General features: G+C 39.4%; 20 protein-coding genes. 11 read left to right on the top strand and 9 right to left on the bottom strand.

Going from position 1 to position 15,646, the window contains the following annotated elements; genetic code table 11:
- Window positions 1-2 precede the first annotated feature (2 nt).
- Genes AQ505_RS16970 through AQ505_RS16985 form a run of 4 tightly spaced genes read left to right on the top strand, consistent with a single transcriptional unit; the run spans window position 3 to window position 3,114 of the window.
- Complete coding sequence (locus AQ505_RS16970; RefSeq protein ID WP_231634913.1) at window positions 3-929, top strand: FAD:protein FMN transferase; 927 nt, start codon at window positions 3-5, stop codon at window positions 927-929.
- A 1-nt stretch (window position 930) separates the two neighbouring features.
- Window positions 931-1,161, top strand: a complete 231-nt coding sequence (locus AQ505_RS16975) for a DUF4266 domain-containing protein (protein ID WP_062549267.1) — start codon at window positions 931-933, stop codon at window positions 1,159-1,161.
- 8 nt (window positions 1,162-1,169) lie between these two features.
- Window positions 1,170-2,390 carry a DUF3570 domain-containing protein gene (locus AQ505_RS16980; RefSeq protein WP_062549268.1) on the top strand — a complete coding sequence of 407 codons (1,221 nt, stop codon included), beginning with the start codon at window positions 1,170-1,172 and terminating at the stop codon, window positions 2,388-2,390.
- A gap of 31 nt (window positions 2,391-2,421) precedes the next feature.
- On the top strand, window positions 2,422-3,114 hold the full coding sequence (locus AQ505_RS16985) for a cytochrome b/b6 domain-containing protein (RefSeq protein ID WP_231634914.1): 693 nt from the start codon (window positions 2,422-2,424) through the stop codon (window positions 3,112-3,114).
- Between the two features lie 114 nt (window positions 3,115-3,228).
- On the opposite strand, the gene AQ505_RS16990 is transcribed toward AQ505_RS16985, so the two are convergent.
- On the bottom strand, window positions 3,229-3,690 hold the full coding sequence (locus AQ505_RS16990; protein WP_157262443.1) for a hypothetical protein: 462 nt from the start codon (window positions 3,688-3,690) through the stop codon (window positions 3,229-3,231).
- Window positions 3,691-3,818: 128 nt separating this feature from the next.
- On the opposite strand from AQ505_RS16990, the gene AQ505_RS16995 reads away from it, so the two are divergent.
- The 3 genes from AQ505_RS16995 to AQ505_RS17005 all read left to right on the top strand — a co-directional run bounded on the left by AQ505_RS16995 (window position 3,819) and on the right by AQ505_RS17005 (window position 5,818).
- A complete protein-coding gene (locus AQ505_RS16995; protein ID WP_062549271.1) occupies window positions 3,819-4,583 on the top strand; it encodes a phosphatase PAP2 family protein in 765 nt (254 codons plus the stop codon).
- A 70-nt stretch (window positions 4,584-4,653) separates the two neighbouring features.
- Window positions 4,654-5,103, top strand: a complete 450-nt coding sequence (locus tag AQ505_RS17000; RefSeq protein WP_062549272.1) for a heme-binding domain-containing protein — start codon at window positions 4,654-4,656, stop codon at window positions 5,101-5,103.
- Window positions 5,104-5,128: 25 nt separating this feature from the next.
- Complete coding sequence (locus tag AQ505_RS17005) at window positions 5,129-5,818, top strand: VIT1/CCC1 transporter family protein (RefSeq protein ID WP_062549273.1); 690 nt, start codon at window positions 5,129-5,131, stop codon at window positions 5,816-5,818.
- Here AQ505_RS17005 and AQ505_RS17010 read toward each other — a convergent pair.
- Entirely contained in the window at window positions 5,791-8,304 is a 2,514-nt protein-coding gene (locus AQ505_RS17010; protein WP_062549274.1) for a cation-translocating P-type ATPase, read from the bottom strand. The genes AQ505_RS17005 and AQ505_RS17010 overlap by 28 nt on opposite strands.
- Window positions 8,305-8,442: 138 nt before the next feature.
- Window positions 8,443-9,276: a universal stress protein gene (locus tag AQ505_RS17015; RefSeq protein ID WP_062549275.1), complete on the bottom strand. Its 834-nt coding sequence runs from the start codon at window positions 9,274-9,276 to the stop codon at window positions 8,443-8,445.
- Between the two features lie 449 nt (window positions 9,277-9,725).
- Between AQ505_RS17015 and AQ505_RS17020 the strand changes: the two genes are divergently transcribed.
- The 4 genes from AQ505_RS17020 to AQ505_RS17035 are packed head-to-tail and all read left to right on the top strand — an operon-like array spanning window position 9,726 to window position 11,708.
- Window positions 9,726-10,106, top strand: a complete 381-nt coding sequence (locus AQ505_RS17020; RefSeq protein ID WP_062549276.1) for a hypothetical protein — start codon at window positions 9,726-9,728, stop codon at window positions 10,104-10,106.
- A gap of 33 nt (window positions 10,107-10,139) precedes the next feature.
- Complete coding sequence (locus AQ505_RS17025) at window positions 10,140-10,616, top strand: universal stress protein (protein ID WP_062549277.1); 477 nt, start codon at window positions 10,140-10,142, stop codon at window positions 10,614-10,616.
- 24 nt (window positions 10,617-10,640) lie between these two features.
- Window positions 10,641-11,429 carry a DUF6920 family protein gene (locus AQ505_RS17030; protein WP_062549278.1) on the top strand — a complete coding sequence of 263 codons (789 nt, stop codon included), beginning with the start codon at window positions 10,641-10,643 and terminating at the stop codon, window positions 11,427-11,429.
- A gap of 21 nt (window positions 11,430-11,450) precedes the next feature.
- Complete coding sequence (locus AQ505_RS17035; protein ID WP_062549279.1) at window positions 11,451-11,708, top strand: BON domain-containing protein; 258 nt, start codon at window positions 11,451-11,453, stop codon at window positions 11,706-11,708.
- Window positions 11,709-11,720: 12 nt separating this feature from the next.
- On the opposite strand, the gene AQ505_RS17040 is transcribed toward AQ505_RS17035, so the two are convergent.
- The 6 genes from AQ505_RS17040 to AQ505_RS17060 form a co-directional block, all read right to left on the bottom strand.
- Window positions 11,721-12,584 (bottom strand): universal stress protein, encoded by an 864-nt coding sequence (locus tag AQ505_RS17040; RefSeq protein ID WP_062549280.1) that lies wholly within the window; start codon window positions 12,582-12,584, stop codon window positions 11,721-11,723.
- An 89-nt stretch (window positions 12,585-12,673) separates the two neighbouring features.
- On the bottom strand, window positions 12,674-12,838 hold the full coding sequence (locus tag AQ505_RS26690; RefSeq protein WP_197286208.1) for a hypothetical protein: 165 nt from the start codon (window positions 12,836-12,838) through the stop codon (window positions 12,674-12,676).
- 17 nt (window positions 12,839-12,855) lie between these two features.
- Window positions 12,856-13,086 (bottom strand): LOG family protein, encoded by a 231-nt coding sequence (locus AQ505_RS26695; protein ID WP_231634915.1) that lies wholly within the window; start codon window positions 13,084-13,086, stop codon window positions 12,856-12,858.
- 127 nt (window positions 13,087-13,213) lie between these two features.
- A complete protein-coding gene (locus AQ505_RS17050) occupies window positions 13,214-14,071 on the bottom strand; it encodes a universal stress protein (RefSeq protein WP_062549282.1) in 858 nt (285 codons plus the stop codon).
- Window positions 14,068-14,952, bottom strand: a complete 885-nt coding sequence (locus AQ505_RS17055; RefSeq protein ID WP_062549283.1) for a hypothetical protein — start codon at window positions 14,950-14,952, stop codon at window positions 14,068-14,070. The genes AQ505_RS17050 and AQ505_RS17055 overlap by 4 nt, the downstream gene beginning before the upstream one ends.
- Window positions 14,953-14,995: 43 nt before the next feature.
- The gene (locus tag AQ505_RS17060; RefSeq protein WP_062549284.1) at window positions 14,996-15,550 is read right to left on the bottom strand and encodes a DUF1003 domain-containing protein; all 555 of its coding nucleotides are present in this window, start codon (window positions 15,548-15,550) and stop codon (window positions 14,996-14,998) included.
- Window positions 15,551-15,646 lie beyond the last annotated feature (96 nt).

The following is a 15,646-nucleotide window of genomic DNA, read 5'->3' on the forward strand; positions in this document are numbered from 1 at the left end:
CTATGGCAACTTATAAGCGCGTGCTAAAACTAATGGGAAACCGTTTTGAGTTCACAGTCGTCGCTGACAAGGAGGAATCAGGACAGAAATCCATTGATGCAGCCATAGCAGAGGTTAGCCGGATCGAGGCCTTATTCAGCACTTTTCAAGAAAGCAGCCAGACTAGTCTGATCAATCAATATGCAGGAATAAAACCTGTAAAAGTTGATCCAGAAATGATCCAGCTGATCCAGCGTGCAGTAAAAATATCAGAACTTACCCAAGGTGCATTTGACATTACCTACGGCTCAATTGATAAAAGCCTGTGGAATTTTGATACCAGTATGACCTCCCTGCCTGACGCGGAAACGGCGTTGCAGTCGGTCAGTTTGATTAACTACCAGCATGTAATTGTTGATGTTCCCCATTCTACAGTGATGTTAAAAAATGAGGACATGCGTATCGGTTTTGGAGGTATAGGAAAAGGTTATGCTGCAGACCGGGCTAAACAGGTATTACAAAATCTTGGAATCAAAAGTGGTATTGTTAATGCTGCTGGCGACCTCGTGACCTGGGGCAGCCAATCAGAAGATAAAGATTGGACCATCGGCATAGCCGATCCGGATCAAAGTGACCGTCCTTTCTCTGCCCTTAACATCAGCAACATGGCGATTGCCACTTCCGGTAATTACGAAAAATATGCCACCATTAATGGCAAAAGGTATTCCCATACCATTGACCCAAAGACTGGTTTACCGGTTACTGGAATTAAAAGTGTCAGTATTCTTTGTCCTAGTGCCGAACTGGCCGATGCACTGGCGACCCCGGTGATCGTTATGGGGGTTCAGGTTGGGCTTGACCTGATCAACCAATTACAACAAGTAGCCTGTATCATCATAGATGACCATGACAGGTTATATACTTCCAAGAATATTAATGTAAAACACTGATATGAAAACGTCCTTTGACCGATCTGTACTATTGGGTGTGAGCTTTTTCGCCCTGAGTATGCTGAGCGCCTGCGCCACAGTAAAACCTTACCAGAAAAGCAAGTTAAATGATTCTGAAATGGCCTTGTCCTCCCGAAAGGTGCAGAAATTTGAACAAAGTTTCCAATTGTACCGGGAAGGCGGTTCTGGTGCCAATGGTGGCAAAAGTGGTGGTGGCTGTGGTTGTAATTAACTGAAATCATGAGAAAAATCTATCTGCATGTACTCATGCTGTTCGCTGGCGTATTAGGCGCACAAGGACAAATTAAGATTAAACCGACCCCCTCAGACACGACCAACTACCAAAGTCGCAAGCTGAAGATCGATGAGATCAATCTGGTATCTGCATATTATCATCAGAATGGCAATAATTCTGCGGTAACCGGAGGGATTGGAACAGAGAAACTCAGCGATTTTGCGAACACGATTGACCTGCAGTTGTCCAAGTTAAATAAGGCCGGAAATAAAAACACTTTTTTGTTTGAGCTGGGTGTAGACCATTATACTTCCGCCTCATCTGATAAAATAGACCCGAGTACGATCTCCTCGGCCTCTATGGCAGATACTCGCGTTTACCCTTCCTTAAACTGGACACACAGCAATGAAAAAACAGGAAATGCATTTGGTTTTACAGGATCCTTTTCTACGGAATATGATTACCAGTCCTTAGGTGCAGGATTTAACGTTACCCGATTATCAAAAGATAAAAACACCCAGTTTGACTTCAAATTGCAGGCATTTTTAGATACCTGGAAGGTCATTCTACCTATTGAACTGAGATCTGCAGCGAGTCTTGGCAATGGCCATGAATCCAGAAGCGAAGGATCTAGTCCCCGGAATTCCTTCAGCGCATCGTTCTCCCTTTCACAAGTCATCAATCAGAAGCTTCAGGCAATGATTATTGTTGAACCCGCCTACCAAAAAGGTCTGCTGGCGACCAAATATCAACGCGTTTATTTTACCGATGGTTCCTTAAGAGCAGAGAACTTACCTGATCAACGCTATAAACTTCCTATTGCTGCAAGATTAAATTACTTTGCTACCGATCAGGTGATCATCCGGGCTTATTACCGGTATTTCATGGATAATTGGGGCATCAGGGCACATACTGCAGAAATAGAAGTTCCGGTAAAACTGACTTCTTTTATCTCTATAAGTCCATTTTACCGCTACAATAACCAAACAGGGACAAAATACTTTGCTCCTTATGGGCAGCATGATCCATCAGCCCAGTATTTTACCAGCGATTATGACTTGTCTACATTAAACAGTGATTTCTATGGAGCGGGCATCAGACTAGCACCACCACATGGTGTATTTGGCTGGCAGCACTTAAATATGCTGGAATTGAGATACGGACATTATAGCAGATCTACCGGACTGGTTTCTAATATCATCAGCTTAAATTTAAAAGTAAAATAAAAACCCAGGGCATCTGGAACATCAAATCCAGATGCTTTTAAACGCAATCAACATGGCTACCATTGCCCCCTTAAGAAAAGATATAGACCATCCAGGTGAGATTAAAAAACATAGCGGACCTGTGAGGCTTTGGCATTGGCTAAACCTATTAGTCATCACTGGCTCATTATTGACTGTATTGTTAAACTCTACCTTATTTGATGTAAAAAGCAATACGAGCTATGTGCAACAGCAACTACAGGAATCAGGGGTATCTGTCACCGCACAGCAGGCTAAAAGTGTAGCACATGGACTGGAAGATCAAGTTTGGGCTATCCATATCTATTTTGGTTATGCACTTGCCGCACTATTCCTGTTCAGGTTAATTGCTGAATTTTATCAACCTGGCCGACAACGTTTTTTTTCCAGCCTAAAAGATGCCTACCAGACTTATCGCAGCAGAAGTCAAAAGTCAACTTTAGCCCTACATGACCTTACCGTTAAATCATTATATCTTTGCTTTTACTTACTTCTAGCCATTATGGCCATAACGGGATTATTAATGGCTTTCGATCAGGAATTAGGGATTAGCAAAGCAACAAGCCATAGCATCAAAGACTTTCATGGTTTTTGCATGTATTTGATCCTGATATTTATTGCTGTACATATTATAGGTGTGCTGCTTGCCGAAAGAAAAGAAAGCAAGGGGATTGTATCTGACATGATTAATGGAGGAAAAGCATAGTAAACGTATACCATACAAAACAAGCCTAATTCAATTTCATTTATTCCTCCTTATTTTTCATCATCATTAGCAAAGAATAAGCGCCTTTAACCACAATCTTAGCGGTTTTAAAATCTAAGCCATCCGGTAATCCAACAGCAGTAAAGCACCCTCATTCTCTCCTACCTTAACCTCCTTGAATTCAAAAGTGTTTTTATCTTTTACCAGGAATAAAAACTGTTTTCCTTCAAACTGGCCTAACGCTTCGCTAGGAACAGCAGTTGAACTCACATTTTTCACTTGTACCACGGCATTAATAAAAGTACCTGGCACTAAGGATTTATCATAAGTTTCAAAATGACAATTAACGTCAGCATTTCCATCAGTAGAAAGGTCTTTACCAATCAGTAAAATAGTACATTTTCGTTTTTTTTCTACCTCATTATTGGTATAGGCAAGTAGTTGCTGACCTATGTAAAGCTGATGTAAATCTCTTTCTTTCAGAGCAAGGTGAATATCTGAGGGATTAACCAATTCAAAGAGCACTTCGGTAGAGTTAACATACTTCCCTATATTCACATTAACCTTAGTTCCCACCACCTGGTGTATTTGGCTGACAGCACTTAAACCTACAGGAATTGCAAAAATTAGACCTCCTATCAATAGGAAAACCTGGTTAAAATGATTAGGTTGAAACTAGTTCTTACATTTAACGCAATCCAACCATGAATATACAAAGGTTACTAAAGCCGCTGTTAACCCTGTCATTTCCTATTCTCTTCATTCCATTTGTATGTACAGCTCAAACCAAGGACACCTTAGCAGTATCAGATTATAGTCCAAAAGTGACTTCTTTCATCATTCCTACAATTTTCATTGGTTACGGATTGATATCCCTTGCAGGAAAAAACCCGATCAGAAGTCTCGACCTGACAACGAAAAACGAACTGCAGGAGGATCATCCATTATTTGCTGAACATGCAGATAACTACCTGCAGTACGCTCCAGCAGCGATTGTCTTTGGAATGAACCTGGCAGGAATAAAAGGTAGACACCATATTGGTGATGCTACAGGCATTTATCTGATGTCAATGGCCATCATGACCGGCTCAGTTACTACTTTGAAGCACCTCAGCAAACGAGAGAGACCTGACAACTCATCGGTCAATTCATTTCCTTCAGGACATACCGCCACAACATTTGCATCTGCAGAATTCCTAAAACAGGAATATGGGGATCGCTATCCATGGATGACTTATGCCGGTTTTGCCATTGCAACCGGAACAGGTGCTTTGAGAATGTACAACAACCGGCACTGGTTAAGTGATGTAGTTGCTGGAGCGGGATTCGGAATTTTGTCTACAAAGTTAAGCTATCTACTTTATCCTGAAGCAAAAAAGCTCTTATTTGGAAGAAAGGAATCTGCTTTTAGTTTTATGCCCACTTACCAAAATGGGAATGCAGGGTTTTATTTGAGCGGAAGTTTTTAAAATGAATACTACGCAAGTAGTGAACTGATTATTTAGTATCTTAATGTTTAATATCTTTAATTAACAAGTTATGTTCAGAAAAGTACTTTTAACTATCGCCGTATTAATGGTAGCCATACAATTTTCCAGGCCAGCTAAAAACATCTCGACCTTACATGGTCCGGAGGCCATTGATGCACATTACACTGTTCCTAAAGAGATTGGGGCACTTCTTCGAAGAAGCTGTTATGATTGCCATTCCAATACAACGGTCTATCCCTGGTATAGCAATATCCAACCGTTTGCCTGGTGGCAGCAAAGCCATGTCAATGATGGTAAGGAAGAATTAAACTTTGATGAATTTAATAGCTATGATGTTAAAAAGAAAAAGAAAAAACTGAATGAAGTAGCTGAAATGATTGAAAAGGATGAAATGCCATTAAATTCTTACACCTTGATACACCGAACAGCTATACTTTCTGCACAGGATAAAGACAAGCTGATCACATGGGCAAAGGAATTTCAGAAAACCATTAATTAATCTCATCACGAAAATAAAGTATCCTATGGAATTGGAAGACCACTATACCAACAGAAGTGGCTGGCTTAGGGCTGCAGTGTTAGGTGCCAACGATGGCATCCTGTCGACCACAAGTCTGGCTATAGGCATTGCTGCAGCTAGTACCACCCGTGAGCCCATTGTCCTGGCTGCTGTAGCAGGTCTGGTTGCAGGGGCGTTATCTATGGCTGCCGGAGAATACGTATCGGTGAGCTCCCAATCAGATCTTGAAGTTGCTGACCTGAGCAGAGAAAAAATGGAACTGGCAGAAACCCCTGAGCTAGAGCTGCAGGAATTGGCAAAAATCTATGAGCATAGGGGGCTTGATGAAAATTTGGCCATGCAGGTGGCCATCCAGCTTACCGCCCACGATGCGCTGGGTGCACATGCAAAGGACGAACTGGGTATAAATGATATCACCCAGGCAAAACCGATGCAGGCTGCATTCGCCTCAGCAGCCTCGTTCACTATAGGTGGCCTGCTTCCTCTGCTGGTTTCCATATTTGCACCGATAAAACTAATGGTCATTTATCAGTATGGTTTCGCCATCCTGTTTTTAGCACTATCAGCAATCATGGCGGCAAAGGCGGGTGGCTCAAACCGGAGAAAAGCTGTGCTGAGGATTTGCTTTTGGGGAACTGCTGCCATGTTAATGACTGCAGCTGTTGGTTATTTGTTTGGGGTAAAAACAACATAGTTTTTCCTTTTCCAACATTTAATAAGCTCAAACCAAATTACGCTAAGGAATCCAATACCTATACTTAACCCTATTTGCGTCAAAGTAAGGGCATGGAATTCAAAGAAGTTTGATAAGAACTTATTGTAGATCAACAAGCCACAAATAGCGATGGTTACCATAATAATTCCAAGAACCAAATTATTTTTATATTTCAATGTAGCTATGATGCTGTAATAAAATGAGCGATTGATTAAGGTTAAAAAGATATTTGCTGCAATTAACACCATAAAAACCATAGTCCTTGTTGTATTTTCACCCAAATCAAAGTAAACTGCATATTGGTATGTAAATAAGGTTCCAACTGCAATCATCAGCCCCTGTATCAAACTGGTCAATAATTCTTTACTATTAAAAAAAGTACTGGTAAAGGGCCTGGGTTTTTGTAACATGGTGTTTTTCTCCATCGGCTCATTTTCATAGATAATTGAACAGGTTGGCCCCATGATGAGCTCTAAAAAAATGATATGTACAGGAGAAAAGATATTTGGATAAATCCAGCCTAGCGCTAAAGGAACAAACACGGTAAGAATAATAGGAATATGGATTGATATGATGTACTGTATTGCTTTTTTGAGATTTGCATAGATTCGCCTGCCCATCCCAACGGCAATAACCATTTTTTGAAGGTCATCATCGGCCAATACAAGTGATGCGGCCTGTTTAGCAATTTCAGTTCCCTTTTTTCCCATAGCTATCCCAATATGGGCAGCCTTAAGTGCAGGTCCATCATTTACCCCATCTCCAGTCATCGCAACAATTTCATTGTTTTCTTTAAGTGCATTGATGATCTTAAGTTTAGCTTCGGGAAACATCCTTGTAAAAATAGAGGTATCCATTACCCTTTGTTTTAATTCACTAGCTGTCAATGCCATTAGTTCGTCCCCACTTATGCTATTATCAGCCCCCCGAAAACCTACCTGACGGGCAATTGCACAGGTTGTAGCTGCATTATCACCGGTTACAATCTTCACGTCTATCCCGGCAGCATAAAACCCCTCAAAAACGGACTGAATGTTTTTCTTTGGTGGATCATAAAAAGCAACAAGTCCTTTAAATTTAAAGCTAAAATCCTGTTGTTGCTCTGGAAAATGCTCGCCTGCAAAAGCGGCTTCTCCAACGCCCAATATGCGATAACCATTATTGGCTAATGCTTTGATGGCATCTTCAATCCCCTTCCGCTGCTCAACATCTAAATCAGATACATTTAATAAGGCTTCGGGGGCTCCTTTTGCAGCCACCACCCGATCCCCAAGCTCATTTTGAAAAATATGGGTCATCATTGGAGGCTTTCCGCTAAAGGGATACTCATGCCTCATTTTAAATTGAGGCCTTTCATCCAAAGTTGAAGTTTTTACATAGGCCTCATGTAAGGCGACCTCCATAGGATCAAATGGAATCGGTTCACTCGCCCACATTGCTGTTCTAATCAGCAATTTCTCTTCTAAACTAAGTTCGCCATCAGGACTTGAGATCTTTTGCTCCTGGCTTGCATAAAGCCCTACCAGGGTCATCTTATTTTCTGTTATGGTTCCTGTTTTATCTGTACAGATCACCGTAGCACTGCCCAGTGTTTCCACTGTTTTCATTTGTTTCACGACAATCCCCATTTTCATTAATCTCCAGGCGCCAAGGGCCATAAAAGTGCTGAAAGCTACCGGAATTTCTTCGGGTAGCACACTCATAGCAATGGTTAATGCCTTCATCAAACTATCAATTGCATTTCCGGAATTATAAAAATTTATTGCCCAGACTATAGCAAAAACAACAGCACCTGCAAGAACCATTTTTTCTACAAAATTGCCGATCTGCAGTTCCAGTGGGGTTTTCTCTTCCTTAATTTGTTCAAGACTTTTACCAATTTCCCCCAATTTGGTTTCATTTCCAATTGCAGTTACTTTGACGATAGCCAGGCCGCCTGATACAGTGGTCCCTGAGTATACGCAATTATCTACCTGAGTATGGTCCTTATAAACAGGCATAGATTCACCGGTAAGGATTGATTCATTGACAGAAAAATCATTAGACTGCTCAATAATCCCATCTGCTGCTATGAATGTACCTTCCTCAATCATCAGATAATCCCCTACCACCAGATCTTCACTTTTAACTTCCTGAACCTGTCCATCTCTGATCACTTTACAATCTGGCTCTGTTAATTTTTTGAGCTGTGCTAAGGCATTTCGACTTCTTGAGTCCTGGTACAATGAAATTAATGCGATTAAAACTATGGCAATCGCCAGAAAAACCCCATCACCAACATTTCCATTGATAAAATAAATGGCGGATGCCACAAGCAATAAAATGACCATTGGTTCTTTCAACACCCCTTTTAAAGCATTCAAAAAACCATTCTGCTCTTTATGATTAAATGAATTACTTCCATGCAACTTGCGTGCAGTGATCACTTCTTGTGTGCTTAAACCTTTTATATCTACTAATTCCATTGAAATTGTTTTTTAATACCCACAACTGTTGCATTATTATGGTGGCGAAAAGTAAGGAAGCATTATCATTAGACAAATCAATTCCCCCTACTGAAGGTTACAGAAAGAATACATATGTATTTAATAAACAAATACCCATCATTCCTTTTTAAAGGAAATGATGGGTATTTTACTATAAAAGCTACATTCTTCAGCATTTGAAGGAAGTACTAATTTCTCTATAATGGATCGTTTTTGATGGGTAAAGAATGCAATTATTGATGGCTTATAGCGCTTTACTTCCGTACTAATATCCTGGAGTGTGGTATGTAAAATATTCCATTCCCGATTGATTACTTCAACTTTATAGTTCAATTTCTTTTGAATACTTAACTCAACTGACGCTTTATCTACAACAAGTTCATTATTGGAAGCAAGGTGAATCATCCTCAGATGTGCATCAATTGGCTTTACAAAAGTTATTAATTTAGAAAGTTCAAGTTCATAATTCTTCATATCTGTAGCGTAAAGCACTCGCTTGCAAGGCCTGTTGCGGTAGCTAGAAGGGATGCAAATTACAGGTACTTTTGACCGGGCGATCAGTTTGGAGGTGTGAGTTCCAAATATTTTTTTTATGGTCCCGGCTCCTCTGCTGGCGATGCAGATATAGTCACAAGGATACTGAGCTGTAAATTTTAAAACCCCTTCTGTAACATCATCATCATCAATCATGACTAGCTCAAAGTTTAGTCCCGACAAATTCATCGATTTGAGGATTTTATCTACAAACACAGTGATCTCCTTCTTGGTTTGATTTACAAAAGACTGTTTGTAAACCTGATAAGCATTTTCAGACCATATAAAAGGTCTCAATACATGATAAACGTGCAAGATAACTAATTCTGCTTTCCTAGTTCTGGCCATGTTAATGGCAAAACGTATAGCAGATTTTGAATTTACAGACTGATCAGTCGTGACAATTATTTTATCCATATTGACTTAATTTACAACACACTCACTATAAGAACTATAAATATAAAAATTGAATACGGCATCCTAAATGATCTAAATCATAGTAATGGTTGATACAAACCAGTATTTCTTTTTCAGCAGCTACTCTGACCGGTAGTTCTTCAATTCACAAAGGCTGTCCGAATGCATGGATCACCGCTGCTTTCATGGTTTTAGGTATCATAATTTTGAGCATTATCTTCTAATAATCTTGCATAACCTATTTATCAAATCTACCTTTTAGCAATATAGAAGGAGCTTTATGGTAGTCCCCGTCAGGATTTAAAGCAGCATCAGGCTTTAACATGATACTCATCAGGCAAGGGAAGTAATTCATCAATTGCCAAACTGACCCCTATCATGTAAAACACTGATAGTCATCAAGGTTTTAACAGATTATTAGCGGAACCTTTGTATATAAACCTAAAATCATGACTACGACAATAGAAGACAATGCATTGAGCGCAGAATTACAGGAACTATTCCTGATCACAAAACAATGGTCAACTGATCTACAATTCATTAGTGAGGAATCAGAGATTCTGAAAAACCTAAGTCAGAACCCACTGGAACCTGAAGTGAACAGGAAACACGCGCTCCTGTTTAGTTCATTGGAACAACATTTAGTAAAACTAAAACTCCAGCTTATTCACTTGCAAAAAAGACTAGCGCCTTTAACTTATGGACCTATAAAGGAAATTAAGTTAAGTTTAATTGAAGAACACCAGCTTTTGAAGCGCGAAATGGAAAACATATTGTTGACTTTTCATGAAACTAAAAATGAATTGCTGAAACACATCGCACACGATTAATATCCGATTCAACTTAAAACTACCCAAAGTATCATGGAAGCCACCGATCAAACAAAAACTATACTTGTACTAACCGATTTTACAAATAGTGCTTTAAATGCTGCAGATTACGCCTTGTTTCTAGCCAGCCAATTAAAGACAAAAATATTATTATATCACTCCTACTACATCCCAGCCACTGAATCCGAATGTTTGCAAATCACAAATTATGGACTATTGGCCGAAACCAGCAAATCAAATCTGGAAAAAGAGATGAACCGTTTAAACATCTCCTTAAAAGCATATGGAAGTAATTTCAAACCTCAAATTGATTACTTGAGTGAAGGTGGAAGTTTTACGGACAATGTTTGCAGTATTATAGATGAAAGAAAAAACATTCTAATGCTTGTAATGAGTGGATTTAAAGCACACAACGATGATATCCTTTTTGGAACAGAAATCACCGCAGTAGTAAGTAAGGCCAGATGTCCTGTGGTTATCGTACCGGAAGTAGAATTTCTCAGGGCGTAAATACTAAAAAACAATCGTTTAGCAATGGAAAGCCTAAGACACACATTTTTAAAAGCAATCAATTCAGTAGGCCAGCAATCTGCATATGCGCCCTCTGCCCTTTTAAACGATTTTAATAATTTGCCAGAATTGCTGCAAAAATTCATCCATCAATCTGGCTATACTGGATTTGAAAAGATCGAATTTGCTCATATTAAATGGAACGACACCATGCTCAAACTTAGCCCTAAGGCAAAATGGAGTCCTATGCGTTGCTACCAGGTGAATTTTCTGTCGCAACCTGTAAGATTAGTCTACATGAAGATCAGCATTTTTGGATTACTTCCACTGGAAGCCCTTGATCTTTACATAGACGCACATGGTCGTATGTCAATTAAACTGATAAAAATAATTCCCATCAGTAACACTACAGGGAAAGAAATAGATGCATCAGAACTAGTTACAATCCTTGCCGAAACGATGATTATTCCGCACTATGCTATGCAAAAATACATTACATGGGAAGTTATTGATGCTTCAAGTATAAAAGGAACAATCAATTACAACGGTATTTCAGTAAGCGGAATTTTTCACTTCAATCAAAATGGTGAATGTACACGATTTGTCACACAAGACAGATATTTCACAAAAAAAAACAATAAATATCAAAAAACCAGCTGGACGGCAACTGCCAATGATTATATGCTAAAAGATGGTATCAGATTTCCTACTAAATTCAGTGCGATCTGGAATACAGACAATAGCGATTATGAATACTTTAAAGGCACTATCAAATCTATTGAATTTAATAAAACTGAACTTTCAGGCATCTAAAATAACATTACCCATATACAAATGAAAACTGATGAAGAAATTAGAAACGAGGTAATACTCGCCATGCAAGGCGAGCCTATTCTAAATCAAACTGAGCTAAATATTGTGGTTAAGGATGGGATTGTGACTATGATGGGCACTGTAAATTCTTCATCAAAAAAATTTTCCGCATGGCGAATAGCCTCTGGCATTCAAAATGTCCGTGCAGTTGAATTAGCGATCATTGTTCTTCCAGCACTAAACGTTAACAAAGAAGATGATATAAAAAGATTTTTCTAAGTTACTTTACAGCTATGATTTGTTGCCATCTGGTAGAACAAGTAATGGAATAGTAATTCTTGCTGCCATTTTCTGCGTACGACTACCTCTCAAAATAACATCTATAAAATCGTGTGGACGATGTACCATAACCAATAAGCCAATTTGCTCATCGTCAAAGAATAGATCGAGGCCTGTTCTGGTATCTTCGTTTTCAACAGATCTATAGAAAATATTTGGATAATTGGCTTTCTGGATTATGCCAGTGAGCAATTCATTTGCTATAAGTTGATGATCTACACTTTGAGTAAGCGCAATATGGACATGGGTCATCAAAATATCTGAACCAAATACACTTGCCAGCGATATTAGATTACAAATATCCTCAACATCTTGCTGTGGATGTTCAAAATTTGTAGCGAAAGCTATTTTTCCGAAATCCCGGAAAGGTGTATGAGGAGGAATCAGGAGCAGTGGACAAGTTGTTGAATTAATCATATTTCTACAATTATTATCTAACAAAAAATGAGAAATTCCTTTTCGGTGGGTACCCATTACCATCATGTCTGCATTACAACTATTCATTACATTCTCCACCACGTCAGCGAGTCTCCCCGCTTGATTCATGGTGCTGATCTGCGGGTGAAAACCTGAGCTATGATCAGTATGTTCAAAATGTTTCTTTAGCTTTTTTAGTTCCTCATCACTATCGTCAATAACGCCATCATATCCATTTAATGGCCAGTCGATGTCTCCGACCTCAGCAAGCTGGGCAGGAATGGTAACGGCATTGCATATAACCACATCGGCATTTAAAACCTTTGCAAGGTTATAACCGTATTCAGCCGCATGGTTTCCATCGGTTGAAAAATCGGTCAATAAAAGTAGTGTCTTCATAATTCCTGGAATATGGTTTATTATTAGCAAATCTCCTTAATAATGCGTCGGAAAGAGATGATAAGCATCATCAATGGAACTGACACTCATCACTTGCGCTCGAAAAGCCATTTGAAAGGTTTCACTTTATTTTCTGGACGAAGCCCATATTGTTTAATGCTTTTTTCAACGATCAAAGCAACAGCCTCCTCTATACTATCTGTGACCAAAAACAAATGCGGATCACCTGCACCAATAGTAGCATTGGCTTTCATTCGCTCAATATGAGCTATCAGCTCATATTACAGCCATCAGAACGACCGCCAGCCTCTTTGGCCCTACGATTAGCTGCTTCCATTAATCCCGGGCCACCACCGGTAAGAATGGTAAACCCCAAATGCGCAAATGCTGCACCCGCCTTTCTGGTAAGTTCATAGTAGGGATGATCTTCTTTAAAGCGGGCAGAACCAAATACTGTGACGCAGGGGCCGATGAAATGAAGTGCACGGAATCCCTTAATCATTTCCATCATAATTCTAAATGTAAACTTAAGCTCAGTCCAACGCGAATGTGGGCCACTAAGGAAAACTATTTCAGATTTATCCATCTATACTTTTGTTTATAACTTGATCGAACACATGTCTGTTTAACTAAAATACCGGACGCTCATTTTCAGAAAAAACAAGTAGTGGAATGTCGATGCTCCTGGAGAGCTTTTGTGTTTGACTGCTGCTAAATAGGTTATCAGGAAAGCTCTTTTTACGATGGACCATGGCGAACACATCAATAAATCCATTCTTGGCAATCCAGCTTAGCCCCCTATTGATATCCTTATCCTCAACATGACGGTAGTATATTTTATGATAGTTAACCTTTCCCATCACTTCATTTAAAAAGTTGCCTATTTGAATTTGATCAACGTTTGCTCCGCTAATATGAACGATCAGAATTTCTGCATTAAAGGGGCGCGCAAAGCTGACTAGTGAATGGATCAGTTCGATATCACCATCACTTAAGTCGCTTGCAAAAGCAATCTTATGAATTGATTCTGGAAACTTTTTAAAAGGAACCAACAGTACTGGAAACCCTGCCCTATTATCAATCAAATTCTGACTATTGCTCCCTAGAATAAATCTGTTGATAGCTCCTGCACCAAACATCCCCATCACCACTAAGCTGATCTCCCTATTTTTGACTACATCATTCACCACATCAGTTACCGAACCACGAGCGACAAGGCAGTCAACGGGGGTGATTAGGCCATCGTCTTCCTTCTGCTCCCTTAAACCCAGGGCTTGAAATTCAATTTGTTCAACAGCTTCATCATGAATAACAGAATAATTATTCAAGGGATCTGATACTTGTGAGGCAACAGTGGCCATAGGCGGAATTTGAATTGCGTGGCACAAAATGAGATGTGCTTTCATCGCATTTGCCAGATACATGGCGTAATGAGCCGCAGTTTGCGATGGTGCAGAAAAATCGGTAGTTACTAATATTGTTTTCATCTTTCCTTTTTAAAATGTATATCCGGAAGCGCTGGTACGCTTCTTTTTAATGGCTGATGTTTGTTTGTCTGATACATCGCAGCCTCCAGAGATTCATCGAGATGACGGACATCTTCGTAAAAAACCGGTAACCCGTCTTTTATCTCACACGTTAGGTAAGGCACTTTTTTATATCCGTTACGCTTTATATAAGACTCTTCCCAGCGCAAACGTTCCATATTGATGGCCACTTTCCTGACAGCTGATTCAGGTATTTCGTAACAATCACCTACGTATTGACCTTTAATGAGCCGCATGTAACTTTGCAGACTCACATAAGCTTTAGATTTTGGTTGAGCAGTTAATATTGCAGTCATAAAATCAGATTCCAGACGAGCTTTTGTGAGTTCAAGAACTGCATTAAATCCTGTGGTTTTAGTTACACCATCTATTTTTTTTGCCGAAAAGTCAGGATTTAACTTGCCGTAATGAAGATGATTGATTAAGGTAATTATGGCATCGGTTAACAGCACATCAAAACGTGCTTGCTCCCCAACAGATACTTTTTCGGGGCTATTGATCATCGTGCGTAACTCGTCATATATCAACTCTTTCGGATGGTAATCAGCGTGAGATAACCCGAACTGTAGCACACAATCCAATAGCATCATTGCTTCCCAGGTTTGTTTGGCTTGATCTTTACTTTTAATCCACATCAACTGAAAACCATTTTGATGATAATAACGATTCACAGATTTAGGATAGTAAAGTTTTGATTGTCTGGTCTGACTCTTTAACTGTGCAGACAATTCCTTTGAAATGGATTTTCCCTGACCGTAAACGAAAGATGGCATACCAATTAACATGGTCATCCAGCATAAAATAGCAGCTACAATTTTCATATCCAAATGTTCTGATTATCTGTCAGTTCGGCAATGACCACCATCAATGAAGCCGTTGATTTACATCTAACTTGTTCACTACTTCATCCAACTTTTTGATTTGGATGGCCTGAAGATCATACAATCGTTTAATCTGCTCGCCAAGTAATAAATCCATTTTCTGGTGTAAACTGCGAATACCCATTTCAGCTTTAAGATTAATCAAGTAATCGTTCTCACTTCTCATCCGGTCTTTCTCTTCCTTACGGTTTTGACTCATCATAATGATTGGTGCCTGTAAGGCAGCAATGCAAGAAAGAATCAGATTCATTAGGATAAATGGATAAGGATCAAAAGCTTTGCTACCCATAGCTGTAACATTATAAATAATCCAAAGCGTCAAGATAATTCCAAAAAAAATAATGAACCTCCAGCTACCGCCAAATCGGGCTACCTGATCGGAAAGCTTTTGACCTCCTGAAAGCACATCTTTTGCCGGATGTAGTAGGTTATTCAGGATAAGATCTTCTTCTTTAATGGTTTCAGCTACAATTTTATGAAGCTTATTCAAAAACTCATTCTCATCCGATGACACCTGCTCATTTAATTTCATTTTCATTTATCCACTATTTACTGAACAGGCCATACAAGCTACTCATACAAAAGTGTATAGTAGATCCTGATTGCTAAATGACCTGGGTCACCAGGCAGGATG

Source organism: Pedobacter sp. PACM 27299 (assembly GCF_001412655.1).
GTDB lineage: Bacteria > Bacteroidota > Bacteroidia > Sphingobacteriales > Sphingobacteriaceae > Pedobacter.